At 71.9% G+C, this 23,300-nt stretch carries 17 protein-coding genes; 9 read left to right on the top strand and 8 right to left on the bottom strand.

Annotated features, from left to right (window positions below; genetic code table 11):
* Positions 1–192: 192 nt before the first annotated feature.
* From HYE82_RS01530 to HYE82_RS01510, 5 genes are all read right to left on the bottom strand, one after another.
* Positions 193–1,011, bottom strand: coding sequence for a hypothetical protein (locus HYE82_RS01530; protein ID WP_179172051.1), 819 nt, complete (start codon positions 1,009–1,011; stop codon positions 193–195).
* A 567-nt stretch (positions 1,012–1,578) separates the two neighbouring features.
* Positions 1,579–2,835 (bottom strand): TIGR02679 family protein, encoded by a 1,257-nt coding sequence (locus HYE82_RS01525; RefSeq protein ID WP_179172050.1) that lies wholly within the window; start codon positions 2,833–2,835, stop codon positions 1,579–1,581.
* Positions 2,826–6,950 carry a TIGR02680 family protein gene (locus HYE82_RS01520; RefSeq protein ID WP_256986826.1) on the bottom strand — a complete coding sequence of 1,375 codons (4,125 nt, stop codon included), beginning with the start codon at positions 6,948–6,950 and terminating at the stop codon, positions 2,826–2,828. Before HYE82_RS01520 ends, HYE82_RS01525 begins: the two co-directional genes overlap by 10 nt.
* Positions 6,947–8,194, bottom strand: a complete 1,248-nt coding sequence (locus tag HYE82_RS01515) for a TIGR02678 family protein (protein ID WP_179172049.1) — start codon at positions 8,192–8,194, stop codon at positions 6,947–6,949. Before HYE82_RS01515 ends, HYE82_RS01520 begins: the two co-directional genes overlap by 4 nt.
* The gene (locus HYE82_RS01510) at positions 8,191–9,762 is read right to left on the bottom strand and encodes a TIGR02677 family protein (RefSeq protein WP_179172062.1); all 1,572 of its coding nucleotides are present in this window, start codon (positions 9,760–9,762) and stop codon (positions 8,191–8,193) included. Before HYE82_RS01510 ends, HYE82_RS01515 begins: the two co-directional genes overlap by 4 nt.
* 172 nt (positions 9,763–9,934) lie before the next feature.
* Between HYE82_RS01510 and HYE82_RS01505 the strand changes: the two genes are divergently transcribed.
* Positions 9,935–10,705, top strand: a complete 771-nt coding sequence (locus tag HYE82_RS01505; protein WP_179172048.1) for an ALF repeat-containing protein — start codon at positions 9,935–9,937, stop codon at positions 10,703–10,705.
* A 54-nt stretch (positions 10,706–10,759) separates the two neighbouring features.
* Here the strand turns inward: HYE82_RS01505 and HYE82_RS01500 are convergent, their stop codons facing one another.
* The 3 genes from HYE82_RS01500 to HYE82_RS37500 form a co-directional block, all read right to left on the bottom strand.
* Positions 10,760–11,689, bottom strand: a complete 930-nt coding sequence (locus HYE82_RS01500; RefSeq protein WP_179172047.1) for a hypothetical protein — start codon at positions 11,687–11,689, stop codon at positions 10,760–10,762.
* Entirely contained in the window at positions 11,686–12,300 is a 615-nt protein-coding gene (locus tag HYE82_RS01495) for a phosphatase PAP2 family protein (protein WP_179172046.1), read from the bottom strand. Before HYE82_RS01495 ends, HYE82_RS01500 begins: the two co-directional genes overlap by 4 nt.
* A gap of 77 nt (positions 12,301–12,377) precedes the next feature.
* Positions 12,378–13,919, bottom strand: coding sequence for a hypothetical protein (locus HYE82_RS37500; protein ID WP_256986825.1), 1,542 nt, complete (start codon positions 13,917–13,919; stop codon positions 12,378–12,380).
* Positions 13,920–14,169: 250 nt separating this feature from the next.
* Here HYE82_RS37500 and HYE82_RS01485 point away from each other — a divergent pair, with 250 nt between their 5' ends.
* From HYE82_RS01485 to HYE82_RS01450, 8 genes are all read left to right on the top strand, one after another.
* Positions 14,170–15,198 (top strand): TauD/TfdA family dioxygenase, encoded by a 1,029-nt coding sequence (locus HYE82_RS01485; protein ID WP_256986823.1) that lies wholly within the window; start codon positions 14,170–14,172, stop codon positions 15,196–15,198.
* Between the two features lie 122 nt (positions 15,199–15,320).
* Complete coding sequence (locus HYE82_RS01480; protein ID WP_309144160.1) at positions 15,321–16,238, top strand: farnesyl diphosphate synthase; 918 nt, start codon at positions 15,321–15,323, stop codon at positions 16,236–16,238.
* A 71-nt stretch (positions 16,239–16,309) separates the two neighbouring features.
* Positions 16,310–17,344 (top strand): Rieske 2Fe-2S domain-containing protein, encoded by a 1,035-nt coding sequence (locus tag HYE82_RS01475; RefSeq protein ID WP_309144159.1) that lies wholly within the window; start codon positions 16,310–16,312, stop codon positions 17,342–17,344.
* The gene (locus tag HYE82_RS01470; protein WP_179172044.1) at positions 17,341–18,342 is read left to right on the top strand and encodes a Rieske 2Fe-2S domain-containing protein; all 1,002 of its coding nucleotides are present in this window, start codon (positions 17,341–17,343) and stop codon (positions 18,340–18,342) included. Before HYE82_RS01475 ends, HYE82_RS01470 begins: the two co-directional genes overlap by 4 nt.
* A gap of 58 nt (positions 18,343–18,400) precedes the next feature.
* Positions 18,401–19,453: a Rieske 2Fe-2S domain-containing protein gene (locus tag HYE82_RS01465; protein ID WP_256986822.1), complete on the top strand. Its 1,053-nt coding sequence runs from the start codon at positions 18,401–18,403 to the stop codon at positions 19,451–19,453.
* A complete protein-coding gene (locus tag HYE82_RS01460; protein WP_179172043.1) occupies positions 19,446–21,821 on the top strand; it encodes a PEP/pyruvate-binding domain-containing protein in 2,376 nt (791 codons plus the stop codon). Before HYE82_RS01465 ends, HYE82_RS01460 begins: the two co-directional genes overlap by 8 nt.
* 44 nt (positions 21,822–21,865) lie before the next feature.
* Positions 21,866–22,786 carry a lysylphosphatidylglycerol synthase transmembrane domain-containing protein gene (locus HYE82_RS01455; RefSeq protein WP_179172042.1) on the top strand — a complete coding sequence of 307 codons (921 nt, stop codon included), beginning with the start codon at positions 21,866–21,868 and terminating at the stop codon, positions 22,784–22,786.
* Positions 22,783–23,238: a protein phosphatase gene (locus HYE82_RS01450; protein ID WP_179172041.1), complete on the top strand. Its 456-nt coding sequence runs from the start codon at positions 22,783–22,785 to the stop codon at positions 23,236–23,238. The genes HYE82_RS01455 and HYE82_RS01450 overlap by 4 nt, the downstream gene beginning before the upstream one ends.
* Positions 23,239–23,300 lie beyond the last annotated feature (62 nt).

Here is a 23,300-nt window from a genome sequence, read left to right as displayed (position 1 = left end):
CCGCCCCGTCCCGACGCGCCGATGAAGCTTCGCCGACCGCTGCCGACGCGGCTGGCACATCCGGGTCCCCACCCATGACACCTCCGCCGCACGGCGGGACGCCCGAGCCCGGCATGCGGTAGTCACGCAGACTATGCCTACGCATGGCGTTCCGGAGGCACGTTTGTGACTTTGCGATCGCACAGGTCCGGCTCAGCCCGCTTCTGCGGCGGGCGGCCCGCAGTCAGCGCACCGGGCGTCCGGGGCATGGCTGCGGAAGGCACGCTCGCAACCGTCACAGGTGATCAGCGGTGCGGGCCGCGGGGGTGGCGGCGGCGCGGCCGGGAGCGGTGGCGGCAGCAGGGCGGTCAGGCGGTGTTCGAGGAACCGGGGCGGGTGGTGGATGGGAACCGGCGCGGACGGGAGGTTCGCGGTGAGCGTGCGGGTGATCTGCTCCGGAGTCGCGGAACGTGCCAGCCACGCCTCGACGGCGGGCACCAGACGCTGCACGTCACGCACGGAAAGGATCAGCCGCGGGTCCACGAGCCGCAACCGGGCGAGGAGTCCGGCGGCGGGCGCCTGTGGCACGGCGGCGGCGGCCTGCGCGGGTGTAGCCTCGGCCGGCTGCAGCGCTGCGGGCGCGGGCTCGCGCACGGCCGCACAGCCGGGCTTGTCGAAGGCCAGGGTCCGGGTGGCGAACCGGCCACCGCCCAGGGGCACCCGCCGACGCTCCAAGTACCCGGCCGCCTCCAGCTCGTTGAGGGCCCGCCGGATGGTGATCTCCCCTTCCCGGAAGCGGAGGGTCAGCGCCTTCGCGGTGACGGACGCCCCGTCGGGCAACGACTGGATGTACACGCCGAGGCCGATGGCGGCGGCGGAGAGGCTTCGGTGCTGGGCGAGGTGGTTGCCCACCACCGTGAACCGGTCGGTGTGCCGGTGGCGCACGTGGATCACCCCGGCGCGGGGCGCGTCTTCGGGGATCGCGAACTCGGGGCACGGCGCCACGGCCGCGCTAGACTGCGGATCAGCCATCAGGAAGGTCTTCTCTTCCGGATCGGTCAGGCCCTCGCCAGGATTGCAGTCCTGTCGGGGGCCGTCTGTCTGTATGGGGTTGTTGCCGCGACCGTACCCCACCCACGCGGAGCGAAGCCGCGCCCATCACCCGATCGTGTGGCAACCGGAGTTGGCACCCCGGGTTTGGTGGGGAGGGTCCTCACCCGTTCCTCTGAAGGGCGCCGCGGACCACCGGGACGCGGGAATCCGCGCCCCGGCCGCCAAGGCTGCTGCAGGTGCCCGCCGAACCGGCCGACACCGGGTCCCCCTCGTGCCGCCCACGGGGACGTTGACGGTGGCGTCGGCGGCCGGCGCACATCGGTCTCGATGGCGCCCCACCTCCAGGGTCGGCTTCGGATGCACCGGCGAGCAACGGAGCCGTGACAGGGAGCCGACGCCTCGACCAGCCGCCCCGGCAAGACCGTGGGGGCGCGAACGTCCGGAGGCCGGAGTACCGCGGAGCGCCCGGCAACTACGCCGCGGCCGCGGCCACGCAGCCGGCTTGCCGTCTGTTCCCGTGTGAGCCGGCCGCGTCGTCCCCACGCATCAGGCGTACCCGGCCGCCGGCCCGAGGTCTGCCAGCAGCGCGTCCAGGACCGCTTCCTCCTCGATGCGGACTCCGTGTTCGGCGAGGGCGGACGCCAGGTCCGGGTCCCACGGGGACACGGCCGGCTTGCCGGCCAGCGGCGGGGGAACACGGTCTGCGGCGGCCACCGCCGCACGGTACTCGCCGGCGGTGTAGCGCCAGGGACTCCACGGAACGTGCTGGAGCAGCGTCGTGGCGATGCGCAGGCCGCCCCAGTCGAAGTCGCCGTGGTAGCGGAAGGACGCGCCGAGTCCGCGGAGATGGGCGAGGAGGGTGAGGGCGGCGGCCGACGGCTGGCCCTGAAGGCAGACCAGCGGGAGGGAATCCGCGCCGTGGGTGTCCGCCGCGGCCGAGAGGACCGCGGGGTTCTCGCAGATGTGGATCAGCGTGGGCGCGGTCTGCGGGGGACGGCGGGCGAGCTGGCGGAGGGTGAGGACGCACGGCTCGCCCGAGGCGGCCGTCCAGTCCAGGGCAGGGGTGCCGCGGAGGTTCAGGACGAGGACCGTGGAGGAGACGTCGTCGCGGAGCAGGCCGGCCGAGGCCCAGGCGGCCCGTCGCCAGGCGGCGCCCGTACCGTCCGGATGGCCGGTGAGGGCGCGGACGCCGGAGAGGGTGATCGTGGCCAGGGGGCTGCCGTCGTCGAGTGCGTGGGAGCTGCCCAGTGTGTCCGCGGCGAACACGCTCAGGGAGCGGGCGGGCTCGGCGGGCAGTTCCCGCAGCACGCGCACTGCCTGGTCGAGCAGCGTACGGGCAGCCGTGGGCGTGCCGGCGACGCGTCGTACGAGGCCGTTGTCGCGCACCCGGGCCGCCCAGTCCGCGAGGTGTGGTTCGTCCCGGGCCAGCAGGGTGAGGGGGGCACAGGCCTCGGCCCATGCCCGTTCCTCGGTCCGGCGTGCCTCTTCGCGGGGGACGACCGGACCGGTGAGCGCGGACACGGCCGCCGCCAGGCCCTCGGGGCTGATCCCCGACCGGCGCAGTACGGCGTCCACGGCATCGAGCCGTACGGTGAGCGACGCGCCGCCCCCTGGTGCCCGGCCGAGGAGTCGCTCGGCCGCAGCCCGTTGGACCGGGCTGGGGGCGGCCAAGGAGACTGCGCCGGTCAGGGGTTCCCCTCGCTCCAGCCGACGGCGAAGGCGGTCGACCAGCCAGGCCAGGTCCGCCGCACCGAGGAGTCGGTGCAGGCGGGCTTCGTCGACCGCCGGCCGGTTCACGTCCACACCGCCTCAGGCTCGGCCGGACGCACCGGGTCCGCACGGCGGGTGCGGGCCGTACCGTCCCATTCCCAGCGGGTGACCAGGACGGCGGCCACCTCGTCGACGCGGGAGAGCTGGGCGATCGCGATGCCGGGGACCTGCGGATAGCAGGCCCACTCCCGCTCGCTGGTCATGACCACGTCCAAGTCGAAGGCGTGGAGGAGACCGAGGCACTTGGCGCGCGAGTCGTCGTCGACCCCGGCGAACGCCTCGTCCAGGGTCACGAGCCGGGGTGCGTGGGGGCTGCCCGCGCTCGCGTAGTGCGAGGAAGCCGCGGCGAACAGCGGTACGGAGACGGCCAGCACGCGTTCGCCGCCCGAAGCCGGTCCGGTGGCCGGCACCCAGCGGCCGTGCTGCAGCCGCTCGACGGCGAACTCGTGCCAGGAGCGGTAGTCGAGGGCCGCGGTGAGGTGCTCCAGCCAGCTGCCGGCCACGTCTTCGGTCTGCTGGCGGGCGATCTGTGCCTGCAGGAACTCCCCGACCGCGGTCCGGTCCTCCGGGGTCCAGGCGTCGGCGGTCTGCAGCAGCCGGCCACGTGCCTGGGCCAGTCCCGCCGGGGCCTTGCGGGAGGCCCGCCACACCAGCCGCAGGGTCATCCCGGTGGACGTCGGGCGTTCCTCCAGCTCGGCGTTCATGGCCAGCACCTTGCGCTCGGCGGCCCCGATGAGCTCCTGGAGCGTGCCCGCGACCTCGGTGATGAGGTGGGTTTCGAGGATCTCGCGTTCGTGCGCGGACAGGATGCGGGTGAGCTCACCCACTTCCACTGTGAGGGCCTCGACGAGTTCGGGTACGGCGCGCTCACGCCCCTGGTACACGATGTCGACGACCATCCCCTCCTCCACCATGCGGGCCGATGCGGTGTGGCCGTGCCGGGAGAGCGCGTCCTGGAGGGTCTTGAGCTCCTCGCTCAGCCGCCGCTGCACGCGCTCCCAGGCGCCGTCCGAGTCATCGGTCGCGGCCAGCTCCGCTTCGAGGGAGCGGGCGAGGGCGATCGCCGGGGTGGCCGCCCACGGCTCCTCTCCCGCGGCCGGCACGGGCAGGTCGGGGAGAGCCACCGTGATCAGCCCGGTGGCCGTGAACCGCTGGAGTGCGGCCACGGCTTCGGCGCGTGCGGCGGCAGCGACGGTGATGTCCTTCTCCAGCTGTTCGATCCGGCCTTCGGACCGGCTGGCCCGCCGGTCCGCCTGCGTGTGAAGGTCCTGGACCAGCCGCTGGTCGGCCGCGCACCGGCGCAGGGCCTGCGCGGTGTCGGCGAGCCGCCGCTCCAGCTCGGCCACGGCTGCGCCCACCGTCGACCGCAGTGTCGCGAGCCGCTCGTCGTCGGCTGCCGCCTGGCGGGCCGCTTCCTCCGCCCGCAGGGTGAGTTCGGCGGTGCGCTCCGCTGCCCGTCCGGCCTCCTCGCGCTCCTCCCCCGCCTGCCGGGACGCTTCCGTGCGCTCGCGCAGCGCGGGCCAGAGCTCGGCCAGGACCACGGCGAGCTCTCCGAGCGCCTGCCGTACGGCGGCCAGCGCCGGCCGGTCGGCGGGCAGCCCCAGATCTGCTGCGGCCTCGTGGAGTTCGGCGATGGCCCGCTCGGCCCGCTCGCCGGCGGCCAGCATGCCGGCGGCTCGTTCCGCACGACGCGTCCCCGCCCGGCGCACGGTGTCGGCGGCAGCGGCGGCCCGGGCCTGCGCCCGGGTCACAGCGGTCTCGTCGGGCACTGCTGCCAACTCGGCATCGAGGGTCAGGCGCCGCGCTGCAAGATCCCGCGCCTGTTCGGCGAGGGCGGCCGACTGCTCGTCGAGGTGTGCGAGCTCGGCCCGCAGGGCGGTGATACGGACGCGCCGCGCGGCCTCCCGGGCGCCTTCTCCGATGAATTCGGCGGCGGGCTTGGCCCACCGGCCCGTGAGGGCACCGACCCGGTAGCGGCCGTCGGGCGCGGCCCAGGTGTGCTCCGCAGCATCCTCCGCGGTGTCCCCGGCGGGCGCCCCGAGGCCGATCGCCCCGAGCAGCCGGGCCACCGTCTCCTCCCCTACGGACGCCGCCCGGGCGTCGCCGCGGTCGACGGCCGGGCACAGCACGTCGGCGAGCGACGGACCGCCGGTCGGACCGGTCCGCGGGGCGAGGAGTACGTCATGACCGTCCGCGGCCAGGGCCGCGCCGTCGGGGAGCACCCAGGCGTCCAGAAGCCCGGCCGCCTCCAGGGCCGCTTCGAGACCGGCCCGATCACGCTCCCCGACGTGCTCCCGGAAATCGACCAGCCGCCACAGCGGAGCACCGGGCGTCCGATCGCGCAGCCCCGGCGTCCGGGTGTACGGGGCCGCGGGCGCCCGCCGGCCGCCGGCCTCCAGCCCGGCGAGTTCGTGTTCCGCCTCCCGGCCCCGGGCGGCCAGGGCGGCCCGGCGCTGCGCCGCTTCCGCCGTCCGGTCGGCGAGTACCGCTGCGAGGGCGCTGTGGGCCTGCGTCGCGCACCGTCGTGCCGGGTGGGGGCCGTCCTGGTGGACGACCCACTCCTGGAGCTCGTCCAGCAGTCCCGTCGGGTCGGGGTACGCCAGTTCCGCGCAGCGGCCGGCGTGCTCGCGTACGGCGTCCACCAGCGCCAGACCGGCAGCCGTCACGGCCGCGTCGGCCCCCTCCTGTGCCTCGGCGGCCTGGACCAGGTCGGCTTCCGCCTCGTCGAGCCGGAGCGCGGCGGTGCGGCGCTCGGCCGCAGCTTCCCCGGCCCGGCCGGCGAGCTCCTCCACGTGTGCGAGGGTGCGAAGTCGGCGATCGGTCGCCTCGGCCACGGCGGCGCGCAGCTCGGCCATCGGCACGCCCTCGGCCTCGGGCAGGTCCAGCCTGGCCTTCCGGGCGACCTCCCCGGCCCGGCGGAGGGTGTCCTCGGTCCGTTGCCGGGCGGCCTGGAGGCGGTTCTCGGCAGCTCCGAGGCGACCCAGTGCACGGGTGTGCAGCAGCGCTGCCTGATCCCGGTCGGCGTGGGCGCGGGCGCTGTCGTCCCGGGACCGCTCCACGGCCTGGGCGGCGCGTTCCAGTTCCCGCGCACTGCGCATCTCGGGGCCCTCGCGCAGGGCCGCCTCGGTGGCCTGCAACCGCACCTGCGTCTCGGCGAGTTCGGCGATCCGCTCGGCGGCCGCCGCCCGCTCCCCCTCGGCGCCCGCCTTCTCGTCCTGTGTTCCGGCGAGGTCACGCAGCAGGTGCTCGTACTTCGAGTGCTCGGTGCGCGGGAGGCGCGCGCGGCGGCGGGAGGCGATGCGGGCATAGCGCCGGTAGTGCTCGAGGAACGCGGCGCCCGCGCCTTCGGCCGCCCTGGCGGCCCGCAGCTCCTCCTTCTCCTCGTCCAGGGAGCGGAAGGCCTCGGCCACGTCCGCAATGACGGCCTGGTCCATGGGCGGGAGTGCTTCGGTGAGGGCGCGGGACAAGGCGGCCTCGTTGGGCCGCTTGGACAGCTGCGGCTGGCGCAGCTGGATCAGCAGGTCCACCAGGGCCCCGTAACGCTGCTCACCGAGACCGAAGAGCGCCTCGTCGACGGCCCGGCGGTAGGCCTTGGCCTGGTCGTGGACCAGGCCGTGCCCCGACACGGCCTCGATGAGCCGGTCCCGTGACAGCACGGTACCGGTGGCGTCGAGGAGGCTCAGGGATCCGGGTGAGCGGACCTCGGCCGGCGCGTGATCGATCCGCTGCGCCGTCACCGCCCACCAGTGGCGGGCGATGCCCCGCCCGCTGACGGCCTTGAGCCCGCAGACGAGCGTACGGAAGTGCTCCTCCCCACTCACCTCGTCGCGGCGCCCGAACTCCACCCACGTGTAACCGAGCCGTTCGGAGTGCGGGTGCTCGCCGCCGAGCAGCAGATTCCACTCCATCCGCTTGCCCGCGTCCCCGTCCGGCTCGACCCGGCGGGCGCTGAGGTCCCCGTCGAGGAGGAAGGGGAGGGTCAGGGCGAGCACCTTCGACTTGCCGGTCCCGTTGTTCCCGCGCAGCAGGAGCCTTCCGTCACGGAAGTGGAACTCCTCCACGTCGTAGTGGAAGAGGTCGACGAGACCCATCCGCAGGGGCTGCCAGCGGGAGCGCGCGGGGGCCGGGAGCGCGGTACGGGGGATCAACGCGGTGACGCCTTTCGCTGCGCGGGCACCTCGGTGGTGCCCGCCGTACGGGGTGCGAGTACGACGGTCTCGCCGACGGCGTACCGGGCGAGGGCGGGGCGGGGCACGACGCCGTCGGGGGTGCGGGCGATCAGGCCGAGGGAGGCGAGCCGGACGACCGCCTGCTCCACCAGCTCTCCTTCGGCCCCCGCCTCCCGCGCCGACTTCGACCAGAAGCCGCCGTGCTCGGCGGCCAGTTCGGCGACCCGGCGCCTCAGGTCGGCCGTGCTGACCGGGGCGCCGTCGGCCGCCGTGAGGTACTCGGCGAGCAGGAGGGTGACGTGGCCGCGGGTGCCCGATTCCGGCATCCGGACGTCGGTGAGGTCGTCGTCGGGGTCGACCATGGCGATGCCCTCGGCCCGGACCTCGGCGACCAGCCCCGTCAGTTCGGTGATGCGCGCGGTGAGGAAGCCCCGCTGGCGGGTGAGGTAGGCGAGTTCGGCGTCGTCGAGCTCGTCGTAGTAGAGCACGGGATCGTCCAGCAGCCGCCGGGTCAGCGACCTGCGCATGGCGCGGAAACGCAGCTCATCGCTGTCGAGGGCGGTCTCGGCGGTGAGCTCCGCGAGACGCTCCTCCCAGCCCGCGGCCCGGACCGTGGAGGGGCCGCTCCGGGTGGCGAGCAGCCCGGCGAGCACGCGCCGTTCGACGTCGTACAGTGCGTCGCCGGCCCCGCTGACGTACGCGTCCTCGTCTCCGGCGACGCGCCGCAGCACTCCGAGGCTCAGCAGGAGCCGTACGACGGCGGCCAGGTCGAGCCGCTCGTCGCGGCGGTCCAGGGTGAACTGGATCCCCGCGGCGGCGAGCCGGGGGTCCGCGGCCTCCAGCACGACCTGGTCGGCGAGCCGGCCGAGGGCGATCTGCGCCTCGCCGCGTTCGAGGGCGGCGAGGGCGAGGCAGAGCAGGACGTACCGGCGGCGCGTGAAGGGGGCGGCGCTGCGGGTGGCCTCGCGGGCGGGATGGGTGGCGTCGGCGAGGCGGGCGGGGATCTTGCCCAGCCGGGCTGTCCCGGAGTCGACCTGGAGCGACCAGCCCGTGTTGCGGTCGAACCATTCGCGCAGCTCGGAGGCGTGCCGCCGGACCAGTCGGAACTCGTCGGCGAAGGGGCCCTGCGCGACCAGCAGCGGCTGTCGCAGCAGCGTGCGGGCTGCCTTGCGCAGTTCGGCGGCGTGCTGCCCGTCCAGTACTTCGGCGAGCGGGGTGGTCACCGTACGTCGCCCCCTTCCGTTCCCGTTCCGGCGGCGAGGTCGACGATCTCGATGGCGTGGTCGGGACCTCGGAAGGTTCCGTGCGGGGTACGGATCTCGGCCGTGGATCCGTCCGGCAGGGATCTGAGCCGGATCTCCATGGATCCGTCGCTGCTGGTGGCCGTGGTGTGTGTCATGCCGGGCCGCCAGGTGGCCAGTGCGTCGCCGAGGAGCTGGAGGAAGAGCCGGAAGCTGACCGGGTCGAGCTCGCCGAGCCCGGACAGCCTGGTGCTGCCGCCGGCGGCGAGCCGGGCCCGCGCGGCGGCGGTCTCGGCGGCCTGTTTGGCGGCGGTCTGCGCGAGCAGCCGACGCGCCTCCTGCCGGTCCTCGACCTTGCGGGGTTTGCCGCGGCGCTCGTAACTGCCCGTGCGGCGCAGCTGCGGGCTGATGCGCAGCGGTTCGGCGTCGGCCCAGGGCGTGGCCGCGGCTTCGGGACGTGCCCTGCGGGCGGCCAGCGTCTCGGCATCGACACTGAGGTGACGCGCGGGATACAGCCCGAAGGCGACACGCCACAGCTGGTGCCGGGCGTCGTCGTCGGGGGCCTCGGCGAACCAGCGGGCCAACGTTCGGAAGTCCGCGGAGCGGTCCGAGCGGCCGGCCCGGCGCTCGTTCAGCGCCCGAACGACCGCCAGCAGCTGCGGGATCGCGCCCAGGGCCCGTCCGCGCAGCAGCCGGGACTGCGACTCGCGGCCGTCGCGGCCGATGAACCAGGCCGCCAGCCCGGCCCACCGATCGGCCCATCGCCGGTGAGCGGCCTGCTCGGCGTACGCGGCTTCCTGCGGAGTCGCGTCGGCCGCCTCGCGGGCGGCGGCGGCCCGCAGCAAGGGCTGGATGCGCCCGCCGTCCTCCAGCTCCAGGATCAGCCGGGCGATCCGTGCGCCGAGGGTGATCAGGTCCTGGATGAACCGCTCCAGGTACTGGATGAGCTGGTCCTTGTAGGCGAGGAAGACGTCCTCGCCCACATCGTGGAGATCGATGGTCCGCTGCAAGGAACCCATGAAGGCGCGGGCATTGTCCGCGAGCGCGGCGAAACGGCTGGCGAGCCCGTCGAGCGCGAGATGCGTCTTGGCGGGATCGGGCTCCTCCTCGGCCGCCAGCACCAGCAGGACCCGCAACTGCGTGACGATGTCGTGCAGCGCCACGGCCTGCAGCGCACCCCGCCTCCCCAGCGCTTCGTCGTAGGCGGACAGAGCCTGCTCGGCGGCCTCCCCTTCCCTCGTCAGCTGGTAGACGAAACGCTTCCGGTAGAAGTCCTCGACGGCCGTGACCCGCCCCGTGTCCGGATCGGCCCGCAGGTTCCCCCACTCGACCAGCTTGTCCAGCGCGCCGACGACACCCTCCAACTCGCCGGGCCGTACACCGGCGGCCAGCCCGGCGTGCACTTCCTCGGGCCGCAGGTGCACGGCGTACCGCTCCTTGGCCACGAGAAACGCCCGCATCACCGCGCGGTACAACAGCACGTTGGGCGCGGTGAGGTGCGCGAACGGCCCGTATCCGTTCGCCGGGCTCTCCGGCCGGGAAGAGGTCATGTCCATCGGCCGCAATTCTCCCCACTCCGTGACCGTGATCGGCAGGGACGAAAGTACTTGACCGATTCGCGCCGTTCCCGATCATGTTCGCCGCCATGAACACACCGGACACCCGAGCATGCGATATGGGCGATGTGGTGAATTGTGCTGATTTGCCGTGAATCAGCGGACCTTGCGACCGGAGGTTCTCCCGGTCTTCGCAAGAGAACCGGGGACCAGCGGGCCGGCCCCCACACGCTGCTCCGGCGAGACCTGGGCCGACTACGAGGCCGAGCACACCGAACTGCCCGAGCTGGCCTTACGGAATTTCCTCGAAGAGGGCCAGCACTCCGCCTGCAACACCGACGACCGGGTCGAGGTCATGTCCCTGCTGAGCGTGGGCGGCCCGGCCACCCGCGCGGCGGCCAAGCTGGCGCCGAAGGGCACGCCCACCGACGTGCAGGAGTTCCTGAACGTCGGCCAGCACACGGCGCGCAACCGCGACCAGGAGTCCGCGACGGTCTCGCGGCTCGCCAAGCAGGTCAAGGAGGCGGGGGCGCAGGCCGAGCGGTCCAGCAAGCTCGCGGACGACAGCTCCAAGAGCGCCGTCGAGGCTTCCCGGCAGGCCAAGGAGGCCGCGCAGGAGGCCCGTAAGGAAACCGAGGCTGCCAGGAACGACGCCAACCGGGTGGCGGTGGCCGCGGCCACCGCCACCGACGCGGCCCGCAAGGCGGCGGGTGCGGCGCAGCAGGCGATCGCTGCCGCCCGTGGGGCGAGCCGGGCCGCGCGGATCGTTTCGTTTTCCCACGGCACTGGGTGCCGTGGTCACCACAGCCGCCCTGGCCGGGGCCGGCACGCGGTCGCGGCCCTGGCCGTCGCCGTCGCCGCCGGCGAGCCGGGCACTAGGCCGTACGCGGTGGAGGACTACTCGTATCCGGGGCCGACCAGGTCGCCAGCGCCCTGAGGCCGGACCAGTGCGTCAACGTCCTCAGCGAGGCCACCCGCATCGGCCGGCATCTCACGGATGATCTCCACCGCGTCCCTTGCGAAGCAGCGGGGAGACGACCGGCAGTCGGAGCTGTCCACACCCGTACGCTGCTGCCGTGAGCGCACCGACGGCAAGGGCTGCGCCGATGGCGGCCCTTTTGCGCGGGCTTGCGCCGGCGGACCGGGAAGAGGGCGCGGGGACCGGCGGCTGGGTGATGATCCGGGGGTACGGCCGCACGGCCGCCGCATAGCGGCGTCGGCAGACCTGCTCGACCCGTGCACGCCGCGCGGCTGGCAGTGCGGAGAGGCGGTCCAGGAACATCGACTCGTACCGGTCGACCTCGCTGCGCAGCTCCGCGGCGGCCGCGTCGCCGAAGAGCTCCACGAAGGCGGCGTAGACGTTCACGGTGCCCGAGGCGACGTCCTGTTCGTAATGCCCGAGGTCGTTCGCGATGTCCGCGAGCACTTCCACCGGCCAGAGCAGGTCTCGGGTCGCGGGGTCCATCGGCCGTCCGCGCAGGGCGAAGGCCATGGCTCGCAGCAGGCGTACGTCGGTGGGCCGCAGTTCGACCAGGGCCAGGGCGTCCTGACGGGTGACGGTGCCGCGCGACGTGGTGGCGTTCTCCAGGCGGATGAACCGCTCCGCCTCGTCGACCAGGAAGGCCACGTCCTCGTTCCATGCCCCCAGGGCTCGCAGCACCTTCTCGAAAGCCTTCTTGTACGTGTGGAACGCCTCGTAGTCGCTGTTGCGCTCGGCGTCGAGGTCCACCGACGTGTTGCGTTCGGCCAGGGAGTCGACGCGGTAGACCAGGTACTCGACGCCGAGCAGCACGGGCGTGAGAGGTATGCGCTGCCGGCGCGGCACCTCGTCCACGATGTAGTACATCCGCAGCACGTAGTCCCGTGTGATGCCCACCGCCTTCCCCAACGGGGTAGCCGCCAGGCGTGCCAAACCGTTCACCGTGCTTCCTTTCCGGAGATGTCCAGGGAGCGGGCGTCGACCCGCCGGGCAACCGCGAAGGCGACTGCGAAGCCGACCACGAGACCCAGTAGGACGCCGCCCACGACGTCGGAGGCGTGGTGGGCGTCTGCCAGCACGCGGGAGACGCCGACAGCCGCCACGAGGGTCGAGCCCAGGCCCAGGCACAGCCACCACACCGGCGTTCTGGCACGCAGCACGACGAGGAGCACCATGAGAATCAGGGTCGCGGAAGCCATGTGCCCGGACGGGAAGCTGTACCCGGGAGCGGGGAGCGTGCCGTCGGCCGGCGGCGGCATCGGCCGTCCCACCAGCGCTCCGAGCGCCGTCTCCGCCGCGAACTGCACCGTCAGGCCGACGAGCACCCACGTTGCGGCGCCGGGTCGGCGATGGCGCAGCAGTACGCAGAGGACCGTAAGCATGCCTGCTCCCAACAAGGCCGAGCCCACCGTGTCGGCCGGTCCGTCGGCGCCGAGCCAGGAGCCGGCCGGCGTTCCGAAGGCGCGGTCCGCACATGCACGGGCGTTGCCGTCGAACGCGCTGACGGCTCCGCTCCCGGACCCCACCAGCGCGGTCAGCGTGACGAGCGCCATCGTCGCGACTGCCGATCCGAGGAGATGCCTTCTGCCACCCGAGCGGGAACGCCGGCCCTGTTGCGGAGACGAGTTCGTCAGAGCCGGCGCCAAGGCGACATGCCGGCGGCCTTGATGGAGCGGTGGAGCAGGACGCAGTAGGCGACGTCGAGCAGGAACGTCCATCCGTACATGACGTTGATCAGCGGCGTCAGCGGATACGAGCGGCTTCCCAGCGACTTCCGCGTGAAGTCGGACCAGCTCGTGGGCCAGGTCTGCTGCGGTGACGTGGTGACGGTGAGGGCCGTGGCGATCCAGGCACACAGCGTGCCCAGCCATTTGCCGATGGCGATGTACATCGACTGGCCCTCGGGCGAGCCGCGGTCCTCCAGCATCTTGAGGTACAGGATGGACATCATGAGGTTGATGCCGAATCCGGTGTACTCCCCATCGGGGTCTGCCAGGTCGATGAACGCGTGGTAGTTGACCGACAGGGCGGCGGCCACGCACAGTCCGAATATCGGCCGGAAGTAGCGGCCGAGCACGCTGTTCGGGAACTGCGCCGCGCCGTACTTCCACACCTGCCAGGCGATCACTGCGTCGACCAGGAAGCCGAAGATGCTCGCGGTGTGGAAGTAGTCGCCCAGCGGGTCGAGGAGGAAGCCGTAGGCGAACTCCCAGGTCAGATTGGCGAAGAAGGCGGCGAGCGGCACACCGTACGTCTGGTCGGCGAATCCCCGGTAGACGACGGCCACGTAGGCCACCAGCCATCCGACCGCGCACAGCATGCCGAACAGGACGACGGCGCTCGACACCCCTTCGGCCGCGCCCTCCTCCTCGTGGTGGTCGGCCGCCGGTTCCGGGAAGTCGTCCCGGAGCGGGGCACAGTGGAGCGTGAACGCACGCTCAAGTCGCTCGCGGTCCGCCGCGCCGACCGATCGCAGTCCCGCCTCGAACTGCGCTTCCAAACGGGCGACTTCCTCACGCAATCGCTCCGCGGCAGCGTCGCCGTAGGCGTCGACGAAGGCAGCGTAGAGGTTGGTGCGTTTGATCGGACGGGTGCCACCGGCGTACTGCTTCAGGTCCCACGCGACGTAGGCCAGGGTCTCGGCGGGTCGCAGCGTCTCTCGGAGTTCCTCGTCACCGTCGCGGTCCCACGGCCGGCCGAGGTCCCGGACGAGGCGCAGTTCGGCGGGGGCCAACTCCAGGAGCCGCCGCAGTTGTTCCGGTTTCGCCGAGCCCCGGCGGACGTCGAATTCCACTTCGGCCAGTTCCGTGACATCCCGATGGGCGCGCGCGCCGTCGGGGATGCGCGCGCAAAGACGGGTCAGCGCCTTCTCGATGCCGGCATCTCGAATCCTCGCCAGGTGTCCGGACAGATTTCCCCCGACGGGTTCCGGGGCGAGTGCCGCAAGACGAGCGCGCTTCACCGCGAAGGCGAGGTATCGCGCGGTCAACCGGACAGGTGTGGCGCGGAGTTGTTGCCCCGGCGACGACCCGAGGACGGGACCGTGCAGGCCCTCGATGATGGTGGCCTCGATGCCGCGTCGAATCGGTGGGGCCACCTGGGTGACGGCCGAAGCCAACATCCGCCCGGCCCGCTGGGACGCCGCCAGCCTCAGGTTTCGCATGGTGCTCAATCCAGCCTCCTAGAGCCGGTCCTCGCACAGCCCGTCCGATCCGTGGACGCTCAACTGGCTTACCGGAACGCGTAGTTCAGGCGCTACTCACCTGACCGGGTGGTGAACATGGTGTACCATCACCATCCGCACCGCCAGACGTACTCGCAAGACTTGATGCGCAGGCTTCACATCATTCACTACAGATGCCGCCCGCCTGTGCCGCTCTTCGCAGTTTCGGTCGCGTCCAACCAAATCACGGGGGATTGCAATGGACGACGTCTCAGTGCATTCAATTCCGGATTTATGGTACTCACTGTCGGCTGAAGAGGCCGATGGCTTGTGCACGGTAGCGCAGACTGCGCTGACCGCTCAAGGCTCTCCCGCAGAGCCCCTTTTCTATGACGGCCTGGAAGAGTTCGTCCATCGAATACCGGAGTCGATTCACTCGGTATTGAATGAATTCAGGGACTCGTCCTCGTTGTGCGCGCTGCACATCTCAGGCGTGCGCGTCGACCCCGACCGGTGCGGGCCCACGCCGGCCTCCTGGCAGGAAGCCGTCGACGACGGCCGCCAAGAGCTGGAGGAGGCGCAGCTGGCGCTGCTGGCCTCCAGTCTGGGCGAGGTCTTCGCGTGGCCGACCCTCCAGCGGGGCCGGATGGTGCAGAACCTCCTCCCGGTCGAGAGCGACCGGGAGGAGCAGAGCGGCCATGGCTCGGTCGCCCTGGAATGGCACACTGAGGACGGCTTTCACCAGGACAGATGCCGCTACCTGGCGCTCCTCGGCCTCAGGAACCTCGACCGGGTGCCGACCACGCTCGGCACGGTCAACGACCTGCGGCTCACCGAGGCACACCGGTCCGTGCTCCGCGAGCGGCGCTTTCTGATCCGGCCCGACCTGGAGCATCTGCGTCAACTGGCCGCGTTCGCTCCCGACAGTGAAATGCTCCGGCGTGCGCGCGAGATGTACGAGAACCCGGAGCCGGTCGCCCTCCTCTTCGGCGATGCCGAGGCCCCCTGCCTGCGGATCGACGCACCGTACACGACCGCACTGGCCGGCGACGATGAGGCCGTCGAGGCACTGACCGCGATCGTCGACCAGCTCACCCGTGCCCAGCGCGACGTGGTGGTGGACGAGGGAGATGTGCTGATCGTGGACAACTACCGTGCCGTGCACGGCCGTCGGTCCTTCCAGCCGCGGTTCGACGGTACGGACCGCTGGTTGAAGCGCATGAGCGTGGCCGGCAGTCCGCTGTCCAAGGCGACCGCAGGCCCGGACGCGCGGGTACTGGCGATCTGAGCGCACCGGCTGTCGCACCGCGATCCATCCGCCGTCAACCTCTATTTCATCGCCGACCATCGGTACCGTCACCCATTCGCTCGGCGGCCCGTTCGGCGTATCCATGGGGAGAGTGAGCGCTCGTGTCTTTCACGATTGGCAACGCCCGAATGGAAACAGGCCTTCCGGTTTCGATGGATAAATTTCGCCGGCAGGTCAACGAGAAACTGCGTTCCTCCGTCGACTCGGTGGAGCCGCCTCAACTGCGCGAGGCCATGGCCTATTCACTACTGGCCGACGGGAAGCGCATCCGGCCGACTCTGTGCCTGCTGACCTGCGAGATATTCGGCACCGACGTCTCGATTGCGCTTCCCACTGCCTGCGGCCTGGAAATGCTGCACACGGCTTCGCTCATCCATGACGACCTGCCGTCCATGGACGACGACGATTTCCGCCGCGGTAGCCCTTCCAATCACCGGGTGTTCGGCGAGGGCATGGCCCTGCTGGCGGGCGATGCGCTGCTCGCCTATGCGCTGGAGTTCATCCTTCAGAACTCCGGCTCGCTGCACCCGGAGAAACTTCTGGCCGTCATGGCGAAACTGATCGAGGTGGTCGGCCCGTCCGGGCTGTCCGGCGGTCAGGCGATCGACCTCTACTGCCAGGGACGCGACGATGTCGGCCCTTCGACCGTGGAGGAGATGCACATCAAGAAGACCGGCGCACTCATCGAGGCGTCTGTGGTCACCGGGGCGATTCTGGGAGGGGCTTCGCAGGACGACATTGCCCGCCTCACCACGTATGCGCGGAATCTCGGGCTCGCCTATCAGATCGTCGACGACATTCTCGACGAGACGTCGAGTTTTGACGAGTTCGGCAAGGAGGTCGGCCAGGACCGGGCCGCGGGCAAGTGGACGTATCCCCGGCTGGTGGGGGTGGCGGAGGCACGTGAGCGGGTAAGCGGACTGCTCACGCGGGCGGTGGCGGAACTCGACGGGTTCGGCGAGCGCGCGTCGTTGCTCCGCTGGGCCGCCGAGGTGGTCGGCAGCCGGGCGGCGGCGTGACCGGCGCGGACGGATCCCAGGCAAAGCTCCGGACCGTCCCGGCCTCGGCCCTTCCGCCGAATCCCGCCGGGGTGAACATCGCCGCCTCCTGGTATGCCGCGATCAAGACTTCCCGCCTGGGCAAGGGGCCACACCGGATGCGGTTGTTCGGGCGCGAGGTCGTGCTGTGGCGCGACCGGAAGGGGGTGGCGCGCTGCGTGGCCGCGCATTGCCCGCACCAGGGTGCAAACCTCGGCCTCGGAGACGTCGTCAACGGCGAATTGCGCTGCCCCTTCCACCACTGGCGGTTCGACGGGAACGGGGTCTGCTCCGTGATCCCGGGTCTCTCGCGCCCCCCGACGACGGCCCGGGTCCGCTCCTACCCCACCCGCGAGGCGTACGGGATCGTCTGGGTCTGGTACGGCACCGCCGACCCCCTCTTCGAGCTGCCGGAGTTCCCGGCCCTGACCGCCAGACCCCGTCGGTACCTCGGCTTCTCCTACGACGACGCGACCACCGGGACGATCCGCCAACTGCTGGAGAACGCGGTCGACCACCAGCACTTCAGCGCTCTGCACGGACTGGCTCTGGACGAGGTGGAGTTCCGCGTGCTGGCCAAACAGTCCGAGGCGGCGGACAACGGCCCACCGCTGACGCGGGACGACGCCTGGTTCGGCGTGTGGTTCTCCGGCCGGCCGTGGCGGCCACCGCTGCGCCGCTCGCCGCTGGGCTGGATCACCGGTGTCGTCTCCACCTTCGCGATGGGCCGCCGCATGCAGCTGCTGGTCGACGGGTGGCCAGGCGGTCAGCGCTTCACGGCGTACGTCGACGGCGCCGAGGTCTACAAAGTGATCATGGGCATCGTGCCCGAGGGGGACCGGGCCACCCGGCAGGTCGGCTGGGCTGGGGTGCGCCGCACCGGACGCTGGCACCGCACCCTCTTCAACTACGTCCTGTTCTGGGTCCAGAACCGCGCGGGGACCTTCCAGGACGTACCCGTCTACGACTCGACCCGCAACGCCCAGCCCACGGTCTACGCACGCTATGACAACGGGCTGCTCAGGTTCCGCCGCTACTACCAGTCATGGGTCGACCGCGCCGCGGACGAGGGAAAGGCCGGCACATGAGCCTCGCGCCGGTACGGGGACAGCCGCCCCGCGATCTGGAACCGCCGCGCGATCTGGCGCGCGGCTGGTACGTGGCCGGGCGTTCCAGCCGGGTAGGACGACGCCCCCGGGCCGCCGTGGTGGCCGGGCGGGAGGTGGTGCTCTGGCGCGCAGGAGACGGCGCAGCCGTCGTGATGGACCGCTTCTGTCCCCATCAGGGAGCCGCACTGGAACTGGGGCGGGTGGTGGACGGTGAGCTGCGGTGCACGTTCCACCACTGGCGGTTCGACGGCAAGGGGACCTGTGTGGCCGCCCCCGCCACCCGTCGGCTGCCGCGCGGCGCCTCGGCCCGGGTCCACCCCTCCTGGGAAGGGCTCGGCTACGTCTGGACCTGGGTGGGCTCCGCGGTCCCCGAGTACCCGCCGCCGGACTTCCCTCACCTGGACCGTCGGTCCCCCGCCCACCGGCGCTACCGGTTCGCCTTCGACACCCCTGCGCCGGCCCGCCGGGTGCTGGAGAACGGGTTCGACGTACCCCACTTCCCGGTGATCCACGGGGTCGCCGACGATCTGCGGCTCACCTGGGACGCCGTGGCGGAGAAGCACACGATCGCGGCACGCCTCACGACGGACTCGATCAGCCTGCCCGCTCCGCTGGACCGGCGGCAGCGCGGTCTGGGACGGCTCTGTCTGCATCTGCGCTCGACGCCCTCGTACCAAGTGCTGACCTTCGAGCTGAACGACCGCCCGGTGGTGCACGAGTTGCTCGCCGTGACGCCGGTGGCGCAGGGGCGGACCACGATGCACGGCTGGACCGTCATGCCGCGGGCCGATGGTCTGCTCGGCTCGTCCCCGGTCTTCTGGGGCTACCGACTCCAGCACTGGTGGGGGACCCGGGCGGATCTGCGGATCTATCGGGACGCCGAGGAAACAGACGGTTCGATCAACACTGCCGACGACGAGGGTGTGCTGCGGTTCCGTCAGTTCCATCGCCGTTGGACGGGGCGGGGGGACACGTGAGAGGCCGGTCGACGGCGGCGCAGACACGACGGCGGAGTGTTCGGCAGGGGAGGACGGGATGAGGCGCAGGACGTCTGAGCGGATGGCCGCGTCGGCACGGCCCGTCACGAATCTCGCCTCGGGCTGGTACGTCGCGCTGCCCTCCGCAGAGCTGCGTCGTCGGCCGCGCCGGATCACTCTCTTCGGCAAGACCTACGTGGGTTGGCGCGGCGGCAACGGCCGGGCCCGTGTACAGAGCGCGGTCTGCCCGCACGCGGGGGCCGCCCTGCACGGCGGCAAGGTGGTCGACGGCACGCTCGAATGCCCCTTCCACCGATGGCGGTTCGACGAGTCCGGGGCGTGCGTCTTCGTGCCGGGGCGACGCCCCCCGGCGCGGGCCGCCGTCACCACGCTGTCCACCCGTGAACGCTCGGGCTACGTGTGGGCGTGGTACGGCAGCGGGACGCCCCGTTACGAGCCGCCGGACCTGCCGGATCTCGAAGCGCGACGGCTTCCGGGCATACGGAGCTTCCGGCTGGCCGACCCGACCCGGGCCACTACCCGGCGGATCCTGGAGAACACCTACGATCCGGACCACCTGGTGGCCCTGCACGGGCTGACGGTGACCGGAGAGGCCCGGATCGCATTCCCGGACGTGGGCGAGGGGGCAGCCGGCGGCGGAGCGCCGGGCTACGGGCCGGAGGAACGCTGCGACGCGACCCTGACCTGGCCGGCGTACCGGGGCGCGCTGGGCACCGTGTCCAGGGCGTTCGGGCTCAACGCGCACGAGTTCACCCTGCGGATGCGCGGCTGGGCGAGCTGCCAGGACATCGAGTACTACGCGGACGGCCGACGCCTGTACCGGATGATCCTGGCCGTCACCCCGATCGGCGAGCACCACAGCATCCAGCACATCAATGCCGCCGTCGACCCCGACGGGGCGGGGGCCCTGGGGTGGCTGCGTGCGCTCGTGCACCGTGCGGAAGTGCAGGTGGCTGCCCGCCAGGACCTCCCGGTCTTCGACACCTTGCTGCCGGGGGACCGGCACGGCATCTACGTGCCCGGTGACGAGGGTGTGCGGCGGTTCCGGCGTTTCTATCAGCAGTGGGTGGAGGTGCCAGAGCGTGGCTGACGGCGTTGTGAGCCTGGCCGAGGCGGCAGACCTGCCCGTCGAGCGGGTCGGGGGCAAGGCCAAGGGGCTGGGTCGGCTGATGGCGGCGGGCTTTCCCGTACCTCCCGGGTTCTGTCTCCCGGTGGATGCCTTCACCACCGCGGCGGGCCTGGAGGAAGACGGGGAGAGCACGGGCGGGTCAGGGCTGCGCGACGACGCGGTCGCTCAGGTGCGGGCGTACTGGGAGGCCCTGCCCGCCCCGCACGGCGTCGCCGTGCGTTCGTCGGCCACCAGTGAGGACGGTGCGGAGGGCAGTGCCGCCGGCCAGTACGAGAGCGTGCTCGGCGTCCGCACCTTCGAAGAACTGCTGACCGCCGTCGGCCGCTGCCAACGGTCCCGGCACTCCGCCGCCGCCGGGGTCTACCGGGGCCGGATCGGCCTCACCGAGCAGGTCCCGGCGATGGCCGTCGTGGTCCAGGCGATGATCGTCCCCGAATGGGCCGGGGTGGTGTTCACCGCAGAGGCCCCCATCGCGGACGCCGACCATCTGGTCCTCGTGGAGGCGGTCGAGGGGCTCGGCGAGCAGCTCGTGGACGGGACGGTGGAGCCGCACCGGGTGGTGTTCTCCCGGAAGCAGCCGCACGCGCCCGTGTTCAGCACCGCGTTCGGGGAACGGATGGGCGAGACGGACCGGAGCGGGGGCCCGCTCCGCTCGCTGGTGCACACGGCGCTGGCGGTGGAGCGGGCGATGGGTGCACCGCAGGACATCGAGTGGGCGCTGGACGACACCGGACTCCACCTGCTGCAGGCTCGCCCGATCACCGCCGCCGTCCCGCAGCCGACGCAGTTCGGCGACTGGGCGAGCGAGGTCCCCGGTGCTCGGTGGGCCCGGATGAGCATCTGCGACTCGTGGCTGTCCGATCCGCTCTCCCCGCTGTTCGCCACCACGCTGTTCCCGGCGCTCATCGACCGGTGGGCGACCAACTGGGGCGGTCCACGCAGACTGCGCGCGCGCAGCCCGCTGATCCCGGAGCCGATGCACGGGACCGTGAACGGGTTCGCCTATCTGCGCTTCGACTTCCCCCTCTCCCGGTATCCGCTGCGTACCTTGCGACTCATCGCGCGGTGGCTGGCCTTCCACCTCTCGCCGGTGGAACGGCTCTGGCGGCACGAGGTACTGCCCGCGCTCCGGGCGGGCCTGGACCGGGCGCAGGACACGCCTCTCCAGGACCTGACGCCGGCCGAGGTGCTGCGACGGATCCGGACCGTCGAGGGCCTGAGCGCCCGCTACTGGGCGGTGATCGGCGGCCTCGCCTGGCACTGGAACACCAGCGAGTGGCTGCTGGGGGCGGTGTTGGCGCGCGGCGGCCGGCACACCGCCGGGCTCACGACCGGATCCCTGCTCGTGGGCAACGACCGGCTCGCCCACCAGGCCGACCGAGCCCTGGACCGGATCGCCGCGGCCACCCCGGAGGACGAGGAACAACTGCTGCAGGAGTACCTGCGGCGCTTCGGCCACCTGGTGTACAGCCTCGATCCGGCCGAACCCACCGCAATCGACGATCCTTCCATGCTCCGTTCAGTGATCGCCGGCCGCCGCGACGGCGGCGAACCGAGCGCCCCGGGACCGGCATCGAGCCCCGGCGGCGTCCCGGCAGGCCGGCTCGGACGCGGTCCGGTCGGCCGACTGCGGCGCGGGGTCCACCGGTGGGCGAACCACTGGAGCGGAGTACGGGACGAGGCCCTGCACTCCTTCACGCTCGGCTGGCCGTTCATGCGAGCCGGATATCTCGAACTCGGCCGCCGACTGGTCCTCGCCGGCCTGCTCGACGTCGACGATGACGTGTTCTACCTGACCGGCGAAGAGCTGAGCGGCTGGGTGAACGCCGATGCGGACGACACGCGGTGGCGCGAACTGGTGCGGGAGCGCCGACTGAGGCGTCAGAGGCAGCGGCGGCTCAATCCGCCCGACGTGGTCCCCGGCGACGCGCGGATCACGCTCTTCGGGTCCGACATCACCTCCTTGGCGCTGTTCGGGACCGCGCGGGGGGAGAGCAAGGGCGACGGGCTGAGCGGCTCAGCGGTGAGCCCGGGGCGCTACACGGGCCGGGCCCGGGTGATCCACGAGTTCGCGGACGCGGGCACGCTGGAGAAGGGAGAGGTCCTCGTCGTACGGCAGGTGACGCCGGCGTGGGCGCCACTGCTGGCCCGGGCCGGCGCGGTGGTGGCCGATGTCGGGGGCGCGCTGTCCCACGGCTCGGTGGTGGCGCGCGAGTACGGCATCCCGGCAGTGATGGGCGTGCGGACCGCGACCTCCCGGATCGGAACCGGGGACATGCTGGCCGTGGACGGAGACGCCGGCACCGTGAGGTTGCGGAGCGAGCCGTGACCCCGACCGAGTCCCCGCCGAAGAGCATCAGCACGCGCGACCGGGTGATCCGGACGCTGCTCTTCGTGGCGGTGGGCACCGGCCTGGTGATCACCCTTCGGGGTATGGATCTGAGCCACTTGTGGGCGGCGCTGAAGGTCGCCGACTGGCGCTGGCTGGCCGTGGCCGTCCTGGCCAACGTGGCTTCGCAGGTGACCCGGGCCGTCGGCTGGAACGCGATGTTCACCGAGTTCCGGATCCGGTTCCCGCTCCTGGTGCGGATCGAGTTCGCAGTCCAGGCGGCGGCGGCCGTCAGCCCGGAGGGGGTGGGCGAGTTCGTCCGGATCGGCTACCTGTCGCGCGAGGGGGTGGCCCGGTCGGTGACCGTCACGCTCATGATGGTCCGCAAGTTCTTCTCCAGCCTGGGCCTGGTGCCCTTCCTGGTGCTCATCTGCTGGCCGGGGAGCAACGTGCCAGGCTGGGCAGTGGCCGTCACCTGGATGTATGCGGCCCTGCTGACGGTGCTGTCCGTACTGGTCGTGAGGGTCGCGCGCACTCCGTCCGCCCCCGCCCGGGAAGGCCGGCTGCGCAAGATCGTGTTCGACGCGCGCACGGCACTCGGGCCGGTCCGCCGTCCGCGCGTCTTCGCGGAAGTGGGGGCAGCTGCGCTCGTCACCCGGGCACTGGACCTCCTGGCTGCGGTGACCATCGCGAAGGCCCTGGACCTACGGCTGCCGACGGCCGTCCTCGTGCTCGTACTGCTGTCGATCGAGGTATCCAATGTCCTGCCGACCCTGCCGGGCCAGCTGGGTACCTTCGAGGCGGCCGTGCTGGGCGCGACCGCGGGCACGCTTGGGCAGGCTGAAGGTTTGGCCTTGGCTCTGGTTCTCCATGCTCAACAGGTACTTCCCCAGATCCCGGTGGGAACCATCGCAATGGGCAACACCTCGATTTCACGGAACCGATCGAAACGGGACGCATCATGACCGAACTGTGGAACACAGACACCCCCAAGGTAGTGACGCTTCCCTCGGGGCGGATGATCCGTGGACGCGGGCTCAGATACGACCTGCCGGAAGGCCAGACCCCCACGTTCGCGGTGCACTTGACCGATCACGAGCCGCCCAAGCCGCCGTGGGAGTCCCTGTGGATTCCCTGGCGGGACTTCTGGCTTCCCGCCGACCCCGTGGACGCGATGCGCAAACTTCGCATCGCCTACGAACGCGCCGCGGGCGAACGCGTGGAGATCTGCTGCGGGGGCGGCATCGGTCGGACCGGCACGGGGCTCTCCGCGATCTGCGTCTTCGAGGGCATGAATCCCAAGGAGGCGGTCAAATGGGTGAGGCAGAACTACCACTCCCGTGCGGTCGAAGTGCCTTGGCAACGGCGTTTCATCCGCCAGGTCTACGCTGCCGACGCGTCCGGCTCGGGGCGATGAGCCCTTCTCGCCAACGCTTCGTGAAGGTTCATGCTCTTCGTTCAGGTGGTGCGTCCGTGTCC

This window comes from Streptomyces sp. BR123 (genome assembly GCF_013401435.1).
Lineage (GTDB): Bacteria > Actinomycetota > Actinomycetes > Streptomycetales > Streptomycetaceae > Streptomyces.
Note: the sequence above shows the minus strand (reverse complement) of the source record. Positions and strands in the feature narration are given on the sequence as shown.

Bases quoted from the DNA above. Each gene is read 5' to 3' on its own strand.
- HYE82_RS01530 (WP_179172051.1), bottom strand. From the start codon at position 1,011: ATGGCTGATCCGCAGTCTAGCGCGGCCGTGGCGCCGTGCCCCGAGTTC.
- HYE82_RS01510 (WP_179172062.1), bottom strand. From the start codon at position 9,762: ATGACCTCTTCCCGGCCGGAGAGCCCGGCGAACGGATACGGGCCGTTC.
- HYE82_RS01495 (WP_179172046.1), bottom strand. From the start codon at position 12,300: ATGGCGCTCGTCACGCTGACCGCGCTGGTGGGGTCCGGGAGCGGAGCC.
- HYE82_RS01485 (WP_256986823.1), top strand. From the start codon at position 14,170: ATGGACGACGTCTCAGTGCATTCAATTCCGGATTTATGGTACTCACTG.
- HYE82_RS01470 (WP_179172044.1), top strand. From the start codon at position 17,341: ATGAGCCTCGCGCCGGTACGGGGACAGCCGCCCCGCGATCTGGAACCG.
- HYE82_RS01465 (WP_256986822.1), top strand. From the start codon at position 18,401: ATGAGGCGCAGGACGTCTGAGCGGATGGCCGCGTCGGCACGGCCCGTC.
- HYE82_RS01450 (WP_179172041.1), top strand. From the start codon at position 22,783: ATGACCGAACTGTGGAACACAGACACCCCCAAGGTAGTGACGCTTCCC.